This is a genomic window from Janthinobacterium sp. LS2A, from assembly GCF_036543145.1.
In the GTDB taxonomy this organism is placed as follows: domain Bacteria; phylum Pseudomonadota; class Gammaproteobacteria; order Burkholderiales; family Burkholderiaceae_D; genus Janthinobacterium; species Janthinobacterium aestuarii.
On the sequence record NZ_JAZHPB010000005.1, the window covers coordinates 266,066 to 282,326 of the forward strand.

The following is a 16,261-nucleotide window of genomic DNA, read 5'->3' on the forward strand; positions in this document are numbered from 1 at the left end:
GATTAGAGATCCTCCGAACCGAGCATCATTTCGGACAGGCCCTTGCCGGCTTTCACCATTGGCCACACGTTTTCGGACTGGTCGGTAATGAAGTTCATGAATACCAGCCTGTCTTTCATGCCAAACGCCTCTTTCAGGGCGCCGTCGACGTCGCCCGGTTTTTCAATTTTCATGCCCACGTGGCCGTACGCTTCGGCCAGCTTCTCGAAGTCGGGCAGCGAATCCATGTACGACTCGGAATAGCGCGAACCGTAATCGATTTCCTGCCACTGGCGCACCATGCCGAGGAAACGGTTGTTGAGCATGATGATCTTCGGCGTCAGGTGATACTGCTTGCACGTGGCGAGTTCCTGGATGCACATCTGGATCGAACCTTCGCCCGTGATGCAGGCAACGGTGGCGTCCGGATTGGCCATCTGCACGCCCATGGCGTACGGCAAGCCGACACCCATGGTGCCCAGGCCGCCGGAATTGATCCAGCGGCGCGGCTTGTCGAAGCCATAATATTGCGCCGCCCACATCTGGTGCTGGCCCACGTCGGACGTGATGAAGGCGTCGCCCTTGGTGATCTGGAACACCTTTTCCACCACCGATTGCGGCTTGATCACCAGGTCGGAGGTCGGGTATTTCAGGCATTCGCGGCCACGCCATTCGGCGATCTGCTTCCACCAGTTGCTCAAGGCATTGACGTTCGGCTTGGCTTCGGCCGCGTCCAGTTGCGCGAGGAACTCGATCAGCACGTCCTTGACGTTGCCGACGATGGGGATATCGACCTTGACGCGCTTGGAAATCGACGATGGATCGATGTCCACGTGGATGATCTTGCGCGGATGCGAAGCGAAATGTTTCGGATTGCCGATCACGCGGTCATCGAAACGGGCGCCGATGGCGATCAGGACGTCGCAGTTCTGCATCGCCATGTTCGCTTCATAGGTGCCGTGCATGCCGGGCATGCCGACATACTGCTCGCTCGAGGCGCGGTAGCCGCCCAAGCCCATCAAGGTGTTGGTGCACGGGAAACCCAGGCGGTCGACCAGCTTGTTCAGCTCGGGAGCCGCATGCGCCAGGATGACGCCGCCGCCCGTGTAGATCATCGGGCGTTCGGCCTGCAGCAACAGCTGCACGGCCTTGCGGATCTGGCCCGAGTGGCCCTTGTCGACGGGACGGTAGGAACGCATCTCGACTTCCTTCGGATAGTCGAAATGGCATTTGTGCATGCTGATATCCTTGGGGATATCGACCAGCACGGGTCCCGGACGGCCGGTACGGGCGATGAAGAAGGCTTTCTTGATCGTCGCTGCCAGGTCCTTGACGTCCTTGACGAGGAAGTTGTGCTTGACCACGGGGCGCGTGATGCCGACCGTGTCGCATTCCTGGAACGCATCCTGTCCGATGGCGTGGCTCGGCACCTGGCCGGAGATCACGACCATGGGAATCGAGTCCATGTACGCGGTGGACAAGCCCGTGACGGCATTCGTGACGCCCGGACCGGACGTGACGATGGCGACACCGACTTTGTTCGAGCTGCGCGAATAGGCATCGGCGGCGTGGATCGCGGCCTGCTCGTGGCGTACCAGGATATGCTGGAATTTGTTTTGCTGGAAGATGGCGTCGTAGATGTAGAGTACGGCTCCGCCCGGGTATCCAAAGACGTGCTCGACGCCCTCTTCAGCCAGACAGCGCACGACAATTTCTGCGCCGGTAATGGGTCCTGCTGCTGCTTCGGTATTCATGAAACATTCCTTTCAAGGTCCATTGGAGATTGATCGGATGTTCTTTCCTGACGAAGTTCGCCGTGCGCGACAGTGCTCCTGCTTCCCTTTTCATGCGGTCACGACATTTCTTTGGGCACCCATAGATACCTTACAAAACAACGCTTAACGCAACTCGTTTGGCCGGAGTTTCTGTGGCGCTTGTACGAACCGCTCGCGCTTGTGGCGCGGGTTAGAACAAACTGCCTACAAATGAAAGCGCGTCTTGCCGCGGATGGCCTTGTGTGCCGGTCGCGACCTGACCATAGGGCTTTGGGGTGTTCAAAGCGTCCCATACGTTATCGCGTTGCACCATTATGGTCAAGGAAAATGTCAGCCGAAAGGCCAATTCGCCCGCACGCCGTGCAAAAACCCTGCGGAAACGCACATTTTTTGCTAGCATGCACGGGGTTGCAAAAAGCATACCCGCCCCCATTTCGCCCACCGCACCCCGCAGCCGCTAAGATCCCCAATACCGCATGGCAACAGACAAAGAATTATCCGACTTTCTAGAAAATGTCGAGCGGCGCGCTTTCAAGCAGGCCGCCTACGCGGTCCGCAAGGAAGAATCGGCACTCGACATCGTGCAGGACGCCATGATCAAGCTGGCCGAGAAGTACGGCGACAAGCCAGCCGCCGAGCTGCCGATGCTGTTCCAGCGCATCTTGCAGAACACCATCCTTGATTATTTCCGCCGAGAAAAAGTTCGCAACACCTGGGTCAGCCTGTTTTCCGGCATGAAGCCCTCGGGCGACGAGCATGAAGATTTTGATATACTTGATACTTATGAATCGGAACAGGGCTCGAGTGCCGCCGAATCGTCAGCCGACCAGGTCGAACGCGCGCAAATGCTTGATTTGATTGATGCAGAGGTACAAAAACTGCCCTCACGTCAACGCGAAGCCTTCCTCATGCGTTACTGGCAGGACATGGATGTGGCTGAAACAGCGGAAGCGATGGGTTGCTCCGAAGGTAGCGTGAAAACACATTGCTCTAGAGCTACCCACACGCTCGCCGAATCGCTGAAAGCCAAGGGAATTAAATTATGAACACCGACGATCTCAATTTCGCTTACAAAGTGCGCCATGCACTGAACGAAAAACTCGACGACCTGCCCGCATCGGCCACCGATCGCCTGGCAGCGGCACGCAAGCTGGCCCTGTCGCGCAAGAAGGCGGACGCGCCCGCTGCAGTCGCCGTGCGCAAGGATGTCTTCGCCGGCATCGCCAGCAGCCTGTTCGTCGAACCGCTGTCGTGGCTGGGCCGCATGAGCGTTGTCATCCCCCTGCTGCTGCTCGTTGGCGGCCTGGTGGGCATCTATCAGTTTGAGCAGGAACAACATATTGCCGAACTGGCAGAAATCGACGCCGCCGTCCTGTCGGACGAATTGCCGCTCTCCGCCTACATGGACCATGGCTTCAACGCCTACCTGACGAAACGCGAGCAATAAATGGCACGCACGAGCGTACGCAAAGGCTGGCTGGCTGGCGGCATCGGCCTGGGTGCTTGCGCCTTGGCGGGCGCCGCCTGGGTAGGCGCGCAGCAACATGCCGCTCCCGCCGCCCCTCCTGCAGCAGCCGCGCCCGTCGTGGCGCCCGCACCGGCCGTCAAGCCCGGCTCACCCCGCACGGGCGGCAAGGGCGGCACGCCGAAGGCTGGCGAGAATCCATTATGGAACAAGCTGTCGCGCGCGCAACAGGAAGCCCTGCAGCCGCTGGCGGGCGAGTGGAACAAGCTGGAACCGCTGCGCAAGCAGAAATGGCTCGATATCGCCAGCCGTTTTGCCTCGATGACGGCCGACGAGCAAATCCGCGTACATGACCGCATGCGCGAATGGGTCAAGCTGACGCCGGAACAGCGCCGCCTCGTGCGCGAGAACTATACCCGCACGAAGAAGATTGATCCGGGCCAAAAAACCGCGCAATGGGAGCAATACCAGCAATTGCCGGAAGATCAAAAGAAAAAGCTGGCGACGGAGCTCGTGCCGAAAAAACCGCTGGGCAAGGTGCCTGCTATCAACTCGACGACGACCAAGCCGCCCGTACTTAAGGCGCCTGCCACGCCGGCAGCGCCTGCCGCCCCACCTGTCCAGCCGCCCGCTCCCGCAGCGACGGCCGTGCCGGCAGGCGATCCTGCCGCCACCACGCCACCCGCCGCCGTGCCCGTCATACCACCTGTTACGCCTGCCCCACTGCCGACCAATGTCAAATAGCACGCCTGCCGCCAGCATCACCTCCCATCCCACGATCAAGCGCCGCCTGATTTCCATGGTGTACGAGTCGCTGCTGGCCCTGGCCGTGCTGTTTTTGCCGTTTCTGCTGTTTGAGCTGGCCGTGCAAGGCGCGCATACGCCGTTGACGGAACACATGCGCCAATGCCTGGCCTTCCTCGTCATGGGCGCGTATTTCATCCATCAGTGGAGCCGCGAAGGGCAAACCCTGGCCATGAAGACGTGGCGCCTGAAAGTCGTGCTGCCGGGCCACGCCCACGTGCCGCTGCGCGTGGCCGCCTACCGCTACGTCCTGTCATGGATGTGGCTGCTGCCCGCGCTCGTGGCGGCGTATGCCTTCGACCTGCAGCACTGGACTGCCCTGGGCGCCATCGGCGTGGGCATCCTGGCCTGGTCCAGCACGGCCCTGTTCACGGGCAATGGTCAATTCCTGCACGACAAGCTGGCGGGCACGCAGATCGTGCAATTGCCGGCCCCTGCGAAGAAGTCAAAGAAAGTCGCCGCCTGAGTTTGTTATGCGGCTTGACCTGGGTCATTGAAGCGCCACGGGGGCTCTGCGATCATGGCATGCCATGAAGAATACCGCCCCCCTCCCCCACACACGCTTCGCTCCCTACCGCGAGGAAGTCTGCAGCGAAGACGAAGTCAAGCATCTCGTCCACACTTTTTATGCGGCCGCGCGCGACGACGCCATGCTGGGCCCCATCTTTGCCGCCGAGGTCAAGGATTGGGATGCTCATCTGGCAACATTGATCGATTTCTGGTCAGGCTTGCTGCGCGGCACCATGCGCTACCACGGTAAGCCGCTGGCCCAGCACGCGCAAATGGAAAACCTCACGCCCTGCATGTTCCGCCGCTGGCTGACCCTGTTCTTTGCCACGACGGAAAGCATGGGCAACCCGGCCCTGCAGGAGAAGGCCGATACCATTGCGCTGAATATCGCCGAACGGCTATGGAAAAGCTTTGCGGAAAGCCATTCCATCGTGGCGCCGCAGCTTTAGAAGCGTTCGTAGCCTTGCAGATAGCGCCACTGGCCTGACGGCATGGCGCCCATCGAAATACGGCCAATGCGCAAGCGTTTCATGGCGACCACGTCCAGTCCCACCATCTTGCACATGTGGGCGATCTGGCCTGGCTGCACGTTTTTCAGGGCAAAGCGCAAGCGCGTTTCATTCTGCCAGCTGACCTTGATCGGCGGCAAAGGCTTGCCATTGAAGGGCAAGCCGTGATTGAGCAGCGCCAGGCCATTCTCGGCGATGGCGCCCGACACTTCCACGATGAATTCCTGCTCCACCGTTTTCGCTTCGTCGACCAGCTTGCGGGCCACGCGGAAATCCTGCGTGAACACCAGCAAACCGGAGGCCATGGTCTCGAGCGGATTGGTGACGGTCAGACCGATCAGGTGGCGCTTGAGGAAGCGCGTGACGGAGCTGGGCGCCACATTGTCCGGCGTGAAAATCTCTTCGGGACGCAAACAGCTCAGGGCCGGCTTGCCTTCGCTGCCCACGCCGCCATTGATGCCGGCCGGCTTGTGCAGCAGGATCGTCACGGGCGGCATTTCATCCAGGGTCGCGTTCGGCAGCAGCACCACCGTTTGATTGTCGGCCACGCGCGCGCCCGATTCTTCCACCAGCACGCCATCGACCGTTACCCAGCCGCCCTCGATATACAGCTCAGCCTCGCGGCGCGAACAGGGCACGTCTTCAGACAGACGCTTGGCCAGGCGGACGGTGGGCATTTCGATTGGTGTGGTCATGGGGAGGCGCAAAAAGCAAGGGAGGAGAAAGCCGGTATTGTAACCGACCGGCTCCTCCCCTCTTGTTGCCGTTGTTGCTGATTGTCCGGTGATTGTCGGATTACGCTGCGCTAATCCGACCTACGTGGCCGTGACAGATTTTGTAGGTTGGATTAGCGGCTTGCCGCGTAATCCAACAATCAGGCCGTCGCCTTGGCCAATTCCTCGGCAAAGAAACGGTGGCCCATCTCTTCCAGGCCCAGAGTCTGCAGCACTTCCTGCAGGCGTTCCGTCGGGCGCTGGCGCGGCAGGTTCTTGTAGCTGGCGATGATCAGTTCATTCTTCATCGAATGCTCCCAGCCCACCAGTTCCGTCACGCTGACCTGGTAGCCGTGCGCTTCCAGCTGCAGACAGCGCAGCACGTTGGTGATCTGGCTGCCGAACTCGCGCGTGTGCAGCGGGTGGCGCCACAGTTCCGTCAAGACACTCTTGCCCAGGCTCTTGCCCTTGTTCTTCTTCAGCACGGAAGCCACTTCCGCCTGGCAGCATGGCACCAGCACCATGAATTTCGCCTTTTTCTTCAGGGCGAAGTGGATCGCGTCATCGGTGGCCGTGTTGCACGCGTGCAAGGCCGTGACGATGTCGATCTGCTGGGGCAGCAAATTCGATTCCGTCGATTCGGCCACGGACAGCGGCAGGAACGACATCCCGGGGAACTTGAATTTCTTGGCCAGCTCCTGCGAGCGCTGCACCAGCTCTTCGCGCGTCTCGATGCCGTAGATGTGCGAACCGTCGTTGCCGTTCTTGAAGAACAGGTCGTACAGGATGAAGCCCAGGTAGGACTTGCCAGCGCCGTGGTCCACCAGCGAGACGCCGGGATGGTCGAGCTGCACTTCGCGCAGCAGCGGCTCGATGAACTGCGTCAGGTGGTACACCTGCTTGAGCTTGCGGCGGCTGTCCTGATTCATCTTGCCGTCGCGCGTCAGGATGTGCAGTTCCTGCAGCAAGGCGACCGACTGGCCATCCTTGATCTCGGGCATATTGCTGGCGGCCGTGATGACGTCTTTCGGCGCAGCGACTGCGGTGGCGGCGGCTGCCGCGCCCTTAGCGCGCTTCATCGATCCACGCCATCTGTATCGCTTCGAGCACTTTTTCGCCGCCGCGCGTGTGGTCATCGTCGAAACCGTCCAGTTCCACCACCCAGTTATGCAGGTCGGTGAAACGCACGGTCAGGGGATCGATGTCCGGATGCGTATCGAACAGCGCTTCGGCGATCGCGGTGATGTCGGACCATTTCATCTTAGTGGCTGCCTTCGCTGACCTGGTTGATCGTGTATTTCGGGATTTCAACGACGAGATCGGCCTCGGCCACGATGGACTGGCAAGACAGGCGCGACACGGCTTCCAGGCCCCAGGCCTTGTCCAGCATGTCTTCTTCCAGTTCCGTCGCTTCGTTCAAGGATTCGATGCCTTCACGCACCAGCACGTGGCAGGTGGTACAGGCGCACGATTTTTCGCAGGCGTGCTCGATGTCGATGTCGTTTTCCAGCAGGATGTCGCAGATGGACTTGCCGGCAGGTGCTTCGATGACGGCGCCGTCCGGGCAAAGCTTGGCGTGCGGCAGGATAACGATTTGTGGCATGGTTTCTTCTTTCAGTCTGTCATTCGGAGCGCGGCCGCCGCTTCGGCGGCGCGCTGTTCAATTAGTCTTGTACGACCTGGTCCAGCGATTTGCCCGTCAAGGCCGTGCGCACGCTGCGGTCCATGCGGCGCGAGGCAAAATCCTCGGTGCCGTCGGCGAGCAGCTCGATCGCCAGCTTCAAGGCCTGATGGTCGATGGCGCCGCTTTGCGATTGCACGATGGCATCGCGCACCTTGTTCATCAAGCCGTCGACGGTGACGCGCTCGGCGTCATCGAGCAAGCCGCCGTCTTCATCGAGCGCCGACTGCGTGGCCAGCAGGATGCGTTCCGCTTCCACCTGCTCTTCGCGCAGCGCGCGCGCCACCATGTCGACGTCGGCCGACGTGTATGAGTCCTGCAGCATGCGGGCGATGTCGTCGTCGCCCAGGCCGTAGGCCGGCTTGACGCTGATCGATGCTTCCACGCCCGAGCGCAGCTCGCGCGCCGAGACGGACAGCAAGCCGTCCGCATCGACCTGATACGTGATGCGGATGCGCGCGGCGCCCGCCACCATCGGCGGAATGCCACGCAATTCAAAACGCGCCAGCGAGCGGCAATCACTGACCAGTTCGCGCTCGCCCTGCAGCACGTGCACGGCCAGGGCCGTCTGGCCGTCCTTGAATGTCGTGAATTCCTGCGCACGCGCGCATGGGATCGTCGAATTGCGGGGGATGATTTTTTCCACCAGGCCGCCCATGGTTTCGATACCCAGGGAGAGCGGAATCACGTCCAGCAGCAGCCAGTCGTCGCCGGCGGCGCGGTTACCGGCCAGCAAGTTCGCCTGAATGGCCGCGCCCAGCGCCACCACTTTATCGGGGTCGATGTTCGCGTGCGGCGTCGTGTGGAAGAATTCGCTGACGGCACGCTGCACGTGCGGCATGCGCGTAGCGCCGCCCACCATCACCACGCCGTCGACGTCGTCCGCGTCCACGTTCGCATCGCGCAAGGCTTTCTTGATGGCGTTCATGGTCTTGGCGACCAGGTGCTGCGTCATGGCGGCAAAGTCGGCAGCCGTAACGCGTAGGTGGATCTCTTCGCCCGAGTTCAGCTTGGCGTCGATCGTCGTTTCCGGCTTGGTCGACAGCAGTTCCTTGATCTCGCGCGCCTTCACCATCAGGATGGCCGTGTCTTCGTCCGACAGCGGCGCCAGCTTGGCCTGCTCGCTGATCCAGCAGAACAGGCGGCGGTCGAAATCGTCGCCGCCGAGGGCCGAATCGCCGCCCGTGGACAGCACTTCAAACACGCCCTTGCTCAGTTTCAGGATCGAGATGTCGAAGGTGCCGCCGCCGAGGTCATACACGGCGTACACGCCTTCGGAGGCGTTGTCGAGGCCATACGCGATGGCGGCGGCCGTCGGCTCGCTCAACAGGCGCAGCACGTTGATACCGGCCAGCTGCGCCGCATCTTTCGTTGCCTGGCGCTGCGCGTCGTCAAAATAGGCGGGCACGGTGATCACGGCGCCGACCAGGTCGTCGCCCAGCGAATCTTCCGCGCGCTGGCGCAAGGTGGCGAGGATTTGCGCCGACACTTCGACGGGGCTTTTCACGCCGGCCACGGTTTTCAGCTGCACCATGCCAGGCGTATCCTGGAAGTCGTAGGGCAGGTTTTCCGCGTAGGCGATATCGGCCAGGCCGCGGCCCATGAAGCGTTTCACGGACACGATGGTGTTCTTCGGGTCGGTCGTTTGCGCGGACAGGGCCTTGTAGCCGATGTTCGCGTGGCCATTCGGCAGGTAGCGCACGACGGACGGCAGCAGGGAGTGCCCTTCCTCGTCGTTGAGCACCTCGGGAATGCTGTTGCGGACGGTGGCGACCAGGGAATTGGTGGTGCCCAGATCGATGCCGACAGCCAGGCGGTGCTGGTGCGGCGCGGTCGACATGCCTGGTTCGGAAATTTGCAGAAGTGCCATTGTATTCGTGCCTCGATTAATTTTTTGCGTGATGCGGTTGATGCCTGTCGCGCATTATAAGACGCGCGCCAGACTGGCGCTTGGCACGCCGGTCAAGCTATCCGGAGATCAGACTTCAATCGCCTCATAGGCAAAACGGACTTCCTCGCCGAATTTATCGAGGAACATCAGGGCGCGCACGCTTTGCGCGGCATTCACATAGTCGGCCGCGTCGAGCTGGGCCGCCACCTGGGCCAGCAAAGCCTTGCGTTCGCCGCGCAACTGGCGGTCCAGGGCGTCGAGCGCGTCGGCATCCTTGCCGGCGCGCGCATCGCCCAGTTCTTCGCGCCATTCCATCTGCTGCATCAGGAAACTGACGGGCATGGCCGTGTTCGATTCCGTCTGCAAATCGACACCATTGAGTTCGCACAGGTATTGCGCGCGTTTTTGCGGGCTTTTCAGGGTTTGGTAGGCTTCATTGGCGCGCGTGGCCCATTGCATCGCCACGCGCTTTTCAGCGCTGCTGGCGTTGATGAAGCGGTCCGGGTGGACCTTGCCCTGCACGTCGCGGTAGGCTGCGTCGAGCGCGCTCATGTCGAGCGAGAACTGCGCCGGCAACTGGAATAATTCGAAGTGGTTTTGCATAATGGTCAGTGGTCGCTGTACCTCAATCGATGGGTACAGCGCACCGACCGGGGTCTTGCCAGCTGTTTAAATCCTGAAGGACTCGCCGCAGCCGCAGGCGTCTTTTTCGTTCGGATTGTGGAACTTGAAACCTTCGTTCAAGCCTTCGCGCGCGAAATCGAGTTCCGTGCCGTCGATGTAAGGCAAGCTTTTCGGATCGACGAAGACTTTCACGCCGTGCGATTCGAAGACGCTGTCTTCGGCCGCCGCTTCATCGACATATTCGAGCTTGTAAGCCAGGCCCGAGCAGCCCGTGGTCCGCACGCCGAAGCGCAAACCCATGCCCTTGCCGCGCCGTTCGATATAACGGTTGATGTGTTTCGCCGCTTTTTCGGTCAGTGTGATCATGTATTTCTCCGCTCCTGTTCCCTCATGGGAACAGGTATCAAAATCCAACAAATTCTAGAGTGCCTGAAAAACGTTCAGGGCAAGGCGCATTGCCGCAGGCAGTACGACTAGTACGACAAGGCAATGCAACGCAGCCATGGGCGTTTTCTCAGGTGCTCTTACGCTGCCGGATGACGGGTCTGGTAGTCCAGTACGGCCGCCTTGATGGCATCTTCCGCCAGGATGGAGCAGTGGATCTTCACTGGCGGCAGGGCCAGTTCTTCGGCGATCTGCGTGTTCTTGATGGCCAGTGCCTGGTCCAGGGTCTTGCCCTTGACCCATTCCGTTACCAGCGAGCTCGACGCGATGGCCGAACCGCAGCCGTAGGTCTTGAATTTCGCATCTTCGATCAGGCCATCGGCGCCGACCTTGATCTGCAGTTTCATCACGTCGCCGCAAGCAGGCGCGCCTACCATGCCGGTGCCGATGGTTTCATCACCCTTGTCGAAAGCGCCCACGTTGCGCGGGTTTTCGTAGTGATCGAGTACTTTGTCCGAGTAAGCCATTTTGATGCTCCTTTAATATTCTTGCCGGCCCCGTCAACAGGGGCCACGGTGTTGGTTAGTGGGCTGCCCATTGAATCGAATTGATGTCGATTCCGTCCTTGAACATGTCCCACAGCGGCGACAGTTCGCGCAGCTTGTGTACTTTCGATTTCAGCAGGTTCACGGCGAAGTCGATGTCTTCCTCGGTCGAGAAACGGCCGATGGTGAAGCGGATCGAGCTGTGCGCCAGTTCGTCGCTGCGGCCCAGGGCGCGCAGCACGTACGATGGTTCCAGGCTGGCCGAGGTGCAGGCCGAACCGGACGACACGGCAATATCCTTGATCGCCATGATCAGCGACTCGCCTTCGACGTAGTTGAAGCTCACGTTCAGGTTGTGCGGCACGCGGTGATCCATGTCGCCGTTGATGTAGACTTCTTCGATCTCTTGCAGGCCCTTGGCCAGACGGTCGCGCAAGGCCTTGATGCGGCCGATTTCGCTGTCCATTTCTTCCTTGGCGATGCGGAACGCTTCGCCCATGCCGACGATCTGGTGCGTCGGCAGGGTGCCCGAACGCAGGCCGCGCTCATGGCCGCCACCGTGCATCTGCGCTTCCAGGCGCACGCGCGGCTTGCGGCACACGTACAGGGCGCCCACGCCTTTCGGGCCGTAGGTTTTGTGCGCTGTGAAGGTCATCAGGTCGACCTTGGTCTTTTGCAGGTCGATGACGACCTTGCCCGTCGCTTGCGCGGCGTCGCAATGGAAGATGATGCCTTTCGAGCGGCAGAACACGCCGATCTCGTCGATCGGCTGGATCACGCCGATTTCGTTGTTCACCAGCATGACCGACACGAGGATGGTGTCCGGGCGCACGGCCGCGGCCAGCTGCTCGACGGTGATCAGGCCGTTGTCCTGTGGTTCCAGATACGTCGCTTCAAAGCCGATGCGTTCCAGTTCGCGCACGGTGTCGAGTACCGACTTGTGCTCGGTCTTGACGGTGATGATGTGCTTGCCCTTGGTCTTGTAGAACTGTGCCGCGCCCTTGATGGCCAGGTTGTTGCTTTCCGTCGCGCCGGAAGTCCAGATGATTTCGCGCGGATCGGCGTTCACCAGGGCCGCCACGTGGCCGCGTGCCTCTTCCACGGCTTTTTCCGCCGTCCAGCCATACATGTGGCTGCGCGATGCCGGATTGCCGAACTGCTCGCGCAGGTAGGGAATCATCTGGTCGGCGACGCGGGGATCGATCGGCGTGGTGGCCGAGTAATCCATGTAGATCGGGAAATGCGGTGCGGTTTCAAAGTGCACTTGGCCTACGTTTTTTTCTGGGGCGTTCATCAATAACTCCTGCAATCAGCAACTTAGTATTTTGTAATATTCAACCGATGGCGGCGTGGTTACGATGCATCACCATCACGCTTTGTTCGGCAATCTTTTGTCTCTGCTGGTCGACCAGGTCCTGCAAGGACACAGAATCCAGATAATCGACCATTTTTTCGTTGAGCGTGGACCACAATTCATGTGTCATGCAGCGCGCACCCGTAGCCGCGTCGGCGCCGTGGCAATGTTCCTTGCCGCCGCACTGCGTGGCGTCCAGCGGTTCATCGACGGCGATGATGATGTCGGCCACCGTCACCTTGTCCGCACGACGGGCCAGGCTGTAGCCCCCGCCGGGACCGCGGATCGATTCGACGATCTCATGGCGGCGCAGCTTGCCGAACAGCTGTTCCAGGTAGGACAGGGAAATCGACTGGCGCTGGCTGATACCGGACAAGGTGACCGGACCTTTACCCTGGCGCAGGGCAAGATCGATCATCGCAGTCACGGCAAAACGGCCTTTTGTAGTCAGACGCATACATCCTCGGTTCAACTAGTTTAAAATATTGCGGCTTTTCAACTTCTCAAACCCTGAGTAGTTGAATGATTTAGTCAAGTATAACAAATTCGGCGGGGTTTGTCAGAGCGCCCCTCGATGACCACAGGGCTGGCAGGGGCATGGCCGGCCGCGCCGGGCGCGGCGGCATCAGGAAAACAACAGTACCGCTCAAGCACGTAAAGCGCTGCGCACTTTCATCAACTCGAAACCGAGCAAGTTCAAGCCGTCCCAGCTGGCGGGATCGTCGATGCGCGGATTGTCCGAAGCCAGGCCTACGCCCCAGATGCGGTCGACGGGACTGGCCTCGACGATGACGCGCTCTCCCGTGCCCAGCAAGAACTTGCGCAGCGCGGCCTTTTGCGAGAACTTGGCAAAGTTGCCATCGAAGACGATACCGGCGCGCGCCGCTTCCCACACCTTGGCGTCAAAGTTCGCCACTTCGCGTCCCAGCTTCTTCACTTCCGACGGCCGTGCGGCCGCCACGATGCGCGCCTGCACGGCCGTGTCGCCAAACAGCGCTGCCTTTTGCGCCATCATGTAGTGCTCGGCCGTCGCATACGTGACGCCGGCCAGACTGAAGGGCGACGGGAACCACTGGCTGAAGCAGCTTTTGTCGGGCACCTGCGGCTGCGCCGGCGTGTGGCCCCAGAAATACAGATAGTCGGGCACGCCGCCCGCCGCAATCCACGCCTTCAATTCTTCCACGTTACTGATTTGCATATTCCCCGCACTTCCGCCAGATGGCGTCAATTCAATCTCAAGCACGCAATAGTTGCATCGGGCCAAACAAGGCCTGCATGTCACGATTGCCGATAAACGACAGATTATACGGATGTTCCGCCGTCACCTGCGGCAACGATGCCGCCACCGGCAGGCGTTTGATGAGCTCGGCAATCTTGCCCCACAACACCAGTTGCGGCAAGGCCGCCCCGCCCTGCCGCGCCAGCGCTTCGAGCACCACCTGCAGGAAAGGCAGCCAGCCGCGCGCATCCTGCACGGGCGGCACGTGGGAACGGAACACCAGCGCCGCGTTGAGCAGCAAAAAGCCCTGCTCCGTCATCTTGCGCTGCAGGTCGGGCAAGGTCTGGATCACGCCGCTGCCCGGCAATTGCGCGGCAGCCGCCACGGGCGCCATGGCTACGCCGGACGTGTCGCCGCCCTGCAGCTGGCCATCGGCCACCAGCAGCATCTTCATGAAGTTGCGCAGGGACGTGGCGCGGTTGACGGGCTTCGACAGCCCCGTGGCCGACCACAGACTGCCGACGGCGCCATCCATGAAGCACACGCCCGTGGCACTGTCGGCGCGCGGATACGGCCCCTCGCCCACCAGCACGTAGCGCACCTGCGCCAGCGGCAGGGCAAAGGCGGCGAACAGCCGGCCTTGCGTGGGCAGGTAATCGTCGGCAGCCAGCGCCGGCAGGTAGGCGGGATCGGCCGCCATCACGGCGTCCAAGCCGCGCAGCAGGATGGGACGCCAGGAAGCATGCGCCAGGGACAGGGCATCGGTGATGCTGGCAGGAACGGTTGTTGCAGTCATGGCGCGTGAAATATTTGGGCAAACGCAAATTGTAGCGCACCGGTACGCCTGCATTGTTGAATGCGCACCCCCCACATCTCACAGCAATACCAATATAGCAACAACAGTATCAAAAATTGCACTCCATCTGCGCCAATCGAGGCCGGCAATGCTAGACTGGTTTCCTTGGAACTTGAGCCACATCAAGAAATAGTGCTTACCGGATTCTTCCATCCACTAACGCTCATTGCGCCTGGGCAAGTTCTCAACACACTGCCCTGTCCATGCCCTGTCCCTACCTCACACGATTGCGCGCCGCGATACGCTTGCCCTGCCTGAGCTTTCTGCTATGGCTATGCTGCAACGCCGCCGTCCATGCGCAAGACCTGGCGGAGGTCAGCGCACCGCGTTTTGCGCCAAGGCAAGTGCTGGTACTATATTCGCTGGGCAGCGACGCCTCCTCGCAGTGGCAAACGCTGATCCACAAGGGCATGAGCGCCGAACTGGCCAACGAGAACTGGCGCCTCGCGCCCGGCATCTATGAGGAGCGGCTCGATTCCGTGCGCGTGGGCGAGCAACCTGCCATAGCCGGGCTGGAAACCTATCTGCAAACCAAGTACAGGATGGTGCGGTTCGACGCCATCATCACGGAAAACTACCTGGCGGCCCAGTTCCTGAGCCAGCATCCAACGCTGTTTCCCGGCGTGCCCCGCTACTATGTGAATCAGGGACGGCAGGACTGGGTACCTGCCGACGGCATCAATCTCGATGTGCGCCACGATTTTGGCAAGGCCATCGGCGTCATGCTGCAAGTGACGCCAAGGCTGCGCCATATCGCCGTCGTCGGCGACGGCAGCGCACGCGGCCAGGCGTGGATCGCCGCCATCCGCGCCGCCATCGCGCCCTACCAGGACAGGCTCAAGGTCGAGTTCTGGGATCACCTGAGCCAGGAAGAGTTGTGGCGCCGCACCGGCACGCTGGGCGAGGGCAGCGCCATCTACCTGCTGCCCGTCTACCGCGACGAACTGGGACAGCACACGACGCCGCCCGTCATGGCGCGCGACCTGGCCTCGCGCAGCGCCGTGCCCATTTTCACCAGCGTGGAGTCGCTGATACTGCCCGGCGTGGTGGGCGGCTATGTCATCAGCGGAGAGAAAGTGGGACGCACCATTGCGCGCATCCTGCTGGGCAGAACGCCCGACCCGGATGGCATGCAGGCGTATATCTTTGACGATGCCGCGGTACAGCGCTTCGGCTTGCGCAACCTGCCCGGCGAGGCGCGCATCCTGAACCGGCCACAGGGCGTATGGGCGCAATATCACTGGCAGATCATCGCCGGACTGTCGCTGATCGCGCTGCAAGCGGCGCTGATCACGGCCCTGCTGCTGGCACAGCGCAGCCGCCGCGCCAGCGTGGCGGCCCTGCATGCGGAGCGCGACATGCTCGAGGAACGGGTCTTGCAGCGTACCCTGGAACTGCTGGTGGCCAACTCCCGGCTGGAGCAGCAAGCCACGACCGACCCGCTGACGGGCCTGGGGAACCGCCGCATGATGACCCTGCGGCTGACGGAGGAGCTTGAGCGCGCCCAGCGCTTCGGCCACACGCTGTCGCTGCTGATGATCGATATCGACCACTTCAAACGCATCAATGATGGCCATGGCCACGACGCGGGCGACCGCGCCATCGCTGCCATCGCGCAAGTGCTGCGCAGCGTCACGCGGGGCATGGATACGGCGGTGCGCTTCGGGGGCGAGGAATTCGTGCTGCTGATGCCGGAGACGCCGCTGCCGGTGGCGCTGGAAGCGGCAGAGCGCCTGCGCCTGGCGGCAGCCGGCTTGCGCGTGGAATGCGATGATGGCCAACTGGTCAGCCTGACCATCAGCATCGGCGTGACATCCAATATGCCGCAACCGACCGCACCAGCCAGACGGGAAGCGGACCACTTGACCGATCTGCTGATCCGCGCCGACCAGGCCCTGTACCGCGCCAAGCGTGGCGGACGGGACAGGGTTGAGTGGAGCTGAACCTGCTCC

At 61.4% G+C, this 16,261-nt stretch carries 19 protein-coding genes; 6 read left to right on the forward strand and 13 right to left on the reverse strand.

All coding sequences use genetic code 11. The features are described 5' to 3' along the window. Window positions 1–2: 2 nt before the first annotated feature. Window positions 3–1,733 (reverse strand): acetolactate synthase 3 catalytic subunit, encoded by a 1,731-nt coding sequence (locus V3C40_RS16545; protein WP_051991041.1) that lies wholly within the window; start codon window positions 1,731–1,733, stop codon window positions 3–5. A 497-nt stretch (window positions 1,734–2,230) separates the two neighbouring features. Here V3C40_RS16545 and V3C40_RS16550 point away from each other — a divergent pair, with 497 nt between their 5' ends. From V3C40_RS16550 to V3C40_RS16570, 5 genes are all read left to right on the forward strand, one after another. Beyond that, the gene (locus V3C40_RS16550) at window positions 2,231–2,800 is read left to right on the forward strand and encodes an RNA polymerase sigma factor (protein WP_034750048.1); all 570 of its coding nucleotides are present in this window, start codon (window positions 2,231–2,233) and stop codon (window positions 2,798–2,800) included. Continuing rightward, on the forward strand, window positions 2,797–3,201 hold the full coding sequence (locus V3C40_RS16555; RefSeq protein ID WP_046683840.1) for a DUF3619 family protein: 405 nt from the start codon (window positions 2,797–2,799) through the stop codon (window positions 3,199–3,201). Before V3C40_RS16550 ends, V3C40_RS16555 begins: the two co-directional genes overlap by 4 nt. Continuing rightward, window positions 3,202–3,963, forward strand: coding sequence for a DUF3106 domain-containing protein (locus V3C40_RS16560; protein WP_219327406.1), 762 nt, complete (start codon window positions 3,202–3,204; stop codon window positions 3,961–3,963). Then, window positions 3,953–4,489: an RDD family protein gene (locus V3C40_RS16565; protein WP_070302216.1), complete on the forward strand. Its 537-nt coding sequence runs from the start codon at window positions 3,953–3,955 to the stop codon at window positions 4,487–4,489. The genes V3C40_RS16560 and V3C40_RS16565 overlap by 11 nt, the downstream gene beginning before the upstream one ends. A gap of 64 nt (window positions 4,490–4,553) precedes the next feature. After that, window positions 4,554–4,982 carry a group III truncated hemoglobin gene (locus V3C40_RS16570; RefSeq protein ID WP_051991043.1) on the forward strand — a complete coding sequence of 143 codons (429 nt, stop codon included), beginning with the start codon at window positions 4,554–4,556 and terminating at the stop codon, window positions 4,980–4,982. Here V3C40_RS16570 and V3C40_RS16575 read toward each other — a convergent pair. From V3C40_RS16575 to V3C40_RS16630, 12 genes are all read right to left on the reverse strand, one after another. Next, window positions 4,979–5,737 carry an rRNA pseudouridine synthase gene (locus tag V3C40_RS16575; RefSeq protein WP_331778001.1) on the reverse strand — a complete coding sequence of 253 codons (759 nt, stop codon included), beginning with the start codon at window positions 5,735–5,737 and terminating at the stop codon, window positions 4,979–4,981. The genes V3C40_RS16570 and V3C40_RS16575 overlap by 4 nt on opposite strands. 179 nt (window positions 5,738–5,916) lie before the next feature. Next, complete coding sequence (locus V3C40_RS16580) at window positions 5,917–6,834, reverse strand: class I SAM-dependent methyltransferase (RefSeq protein ID WP_072452701.1); 918 nt, start codon at window positions 6,832–6,834, stop codon at window positions 5,917–5,919. Continuing rightward, window positions 6,821–7,015, reverse strand: a complete 195-nt coding sequence (gene iscX, locus V3C40_RS16585) for a Fe-S cluster assembly protein IscX (RefSeq protein ID WP_034750067.1) — start codon at window positions 7,013–7,015, stop codon at window positions 6,821–6,823. The genes V3C40_RS16580 and iscX overlap by 14 nt, the downstream gene beginning before the upstream one ends. 1 nt (window position 7,016) lies before the next feature. Beyond that, window positions 7,017–7,358: an ISC system 2Fe-2S type ferredoxin gene (gene fdx, locus V3C40_RS16590; protein WP_034750070.1), complete on the reverse strand. Its 342-nt coding sequence runs from the start codon at window positions 7,356–7,358 to the stop codon at window positions 7,017–7,019. 61 nt (window positions 7,359–7,419) lie between these two features. Further along, window positions 7,420–9,306, reverse strand: coding sequence for a Fe-S protein assembly chaperone HscA (gene hscA, locus V3C40_RS16595; protein ID WP_319992893.1), 1,887 nt, complete (start codon window positions 9,304–9,306; stop codon window positions 7,420–7,422). 108 nt (window positions 9,307–9,414) lie between these two features. Then, on the reverse strand, window positions 9,415–9,930 hold the full coding sequence (hscB, locus tag V3C40_RS16600) for a Fe-S protein assembly co-chaperone HscB (protein ID WP_035820574.1): 516 nt from the start codon (window positions 9,928–9,930) through the stop codon (window positions 9,415–9,417). Between the two features lie 66 nt (window positions 9,931–9,996). Further along, entirely contained in the window at window positions 9,997–10,317 is a 321-nt protein-coding gene (gene iscA, locus V3C40_RS16605; protein WP_034750079.1) for an iron-sulfur cluster assembly protein IscA, read from the reverse strand. 158 nt (window positions 10,318–10,475) lie between these two features. Next, window positions 10,476–10,862 (reverse strand): Fe-S cluster assembly scaffold IscU, encoded by a 387-nt coding sequence (iscU, locus tag V3C40_RS16610; RefSeq protein WP_034750082.1) that lies wholly within the window; start codon window positions 10,860–10,862, stop codon window positions 10,476–10,478. A gap of 55 nt (window positions 10,863–10,917) precedes the next feature. Continuing rightward, window positions 10,918–12,174: an IscS subfamily cysteine desulfurase gene (locus V3C40_RS16615; RefSeq protein WP_070302224.1), complete on the reverse strand. Its 1,257-nt coding sequence runs from the start codon at window positions 12,172–12,174 to the stop codon at window positions 10,918–10,920. A gap of 40 nt (window positions 12,175–12,214) precedes the next feature. Continuing rightward, window positions 12,215–12,691: a Fe-S cluster assembly transcriptional regulator IscR gene (gene iscR, locus V3C40_RS16620; protein WP_034750086.1), complete on the reverse strand. Its 477-nt coding sequence runs from the start codon at window positions 12,689–12,691 to the stop codon at window positions 12,215–12,217. A 189-nt stretch (window positions 12,692–12,880) separates the two neighbouring features. Further along, window positions 12,881–13,432 (reverse strand): NADAR family protein, encoded by a 552-nt coding sequence (locus tag V3C40_RS16625; RefSeq protein WP_034750088.1) that lies wholly within the window; start codon window positions 13,430–13,432, stop codon window positions 12,881–12,883. A gap of 37 nt (window positions 13,433–13,469) precedes the next feature. Continuing rightward, window positions 13,470–14,249: a uracil-DNA glycosylase gene (locus V3C40_RS16630; protein WP_034750091.1), complete on the reverse strand. Its 780-nt coding sequence runs from the start codon at window positions 14,247–14,249 to the stop codon at window positions 13,470–13,472. Between the two features lie 263 nt (window positions 14,250–14,512). Here V3C40_RS16630 and V3C40_RS16635 point away from each other — a divergent pair, with 263 nt between their 5' ends. Further along, the gene (locus V3C40_RS16635) at window positions 14,513–16,252 is read left to right on the forward strand and encodes a diguanylate cyclase (RefSeq protein ID WP_331778002.1); all 1,740 of its coding nucleotides are present in this window, start codon (window positions 14,513–14,515) and stop codon (window positions 16,250–16,252) included. Window positions 16,253–16,261 lie beyond the last annotated feature (9 nt).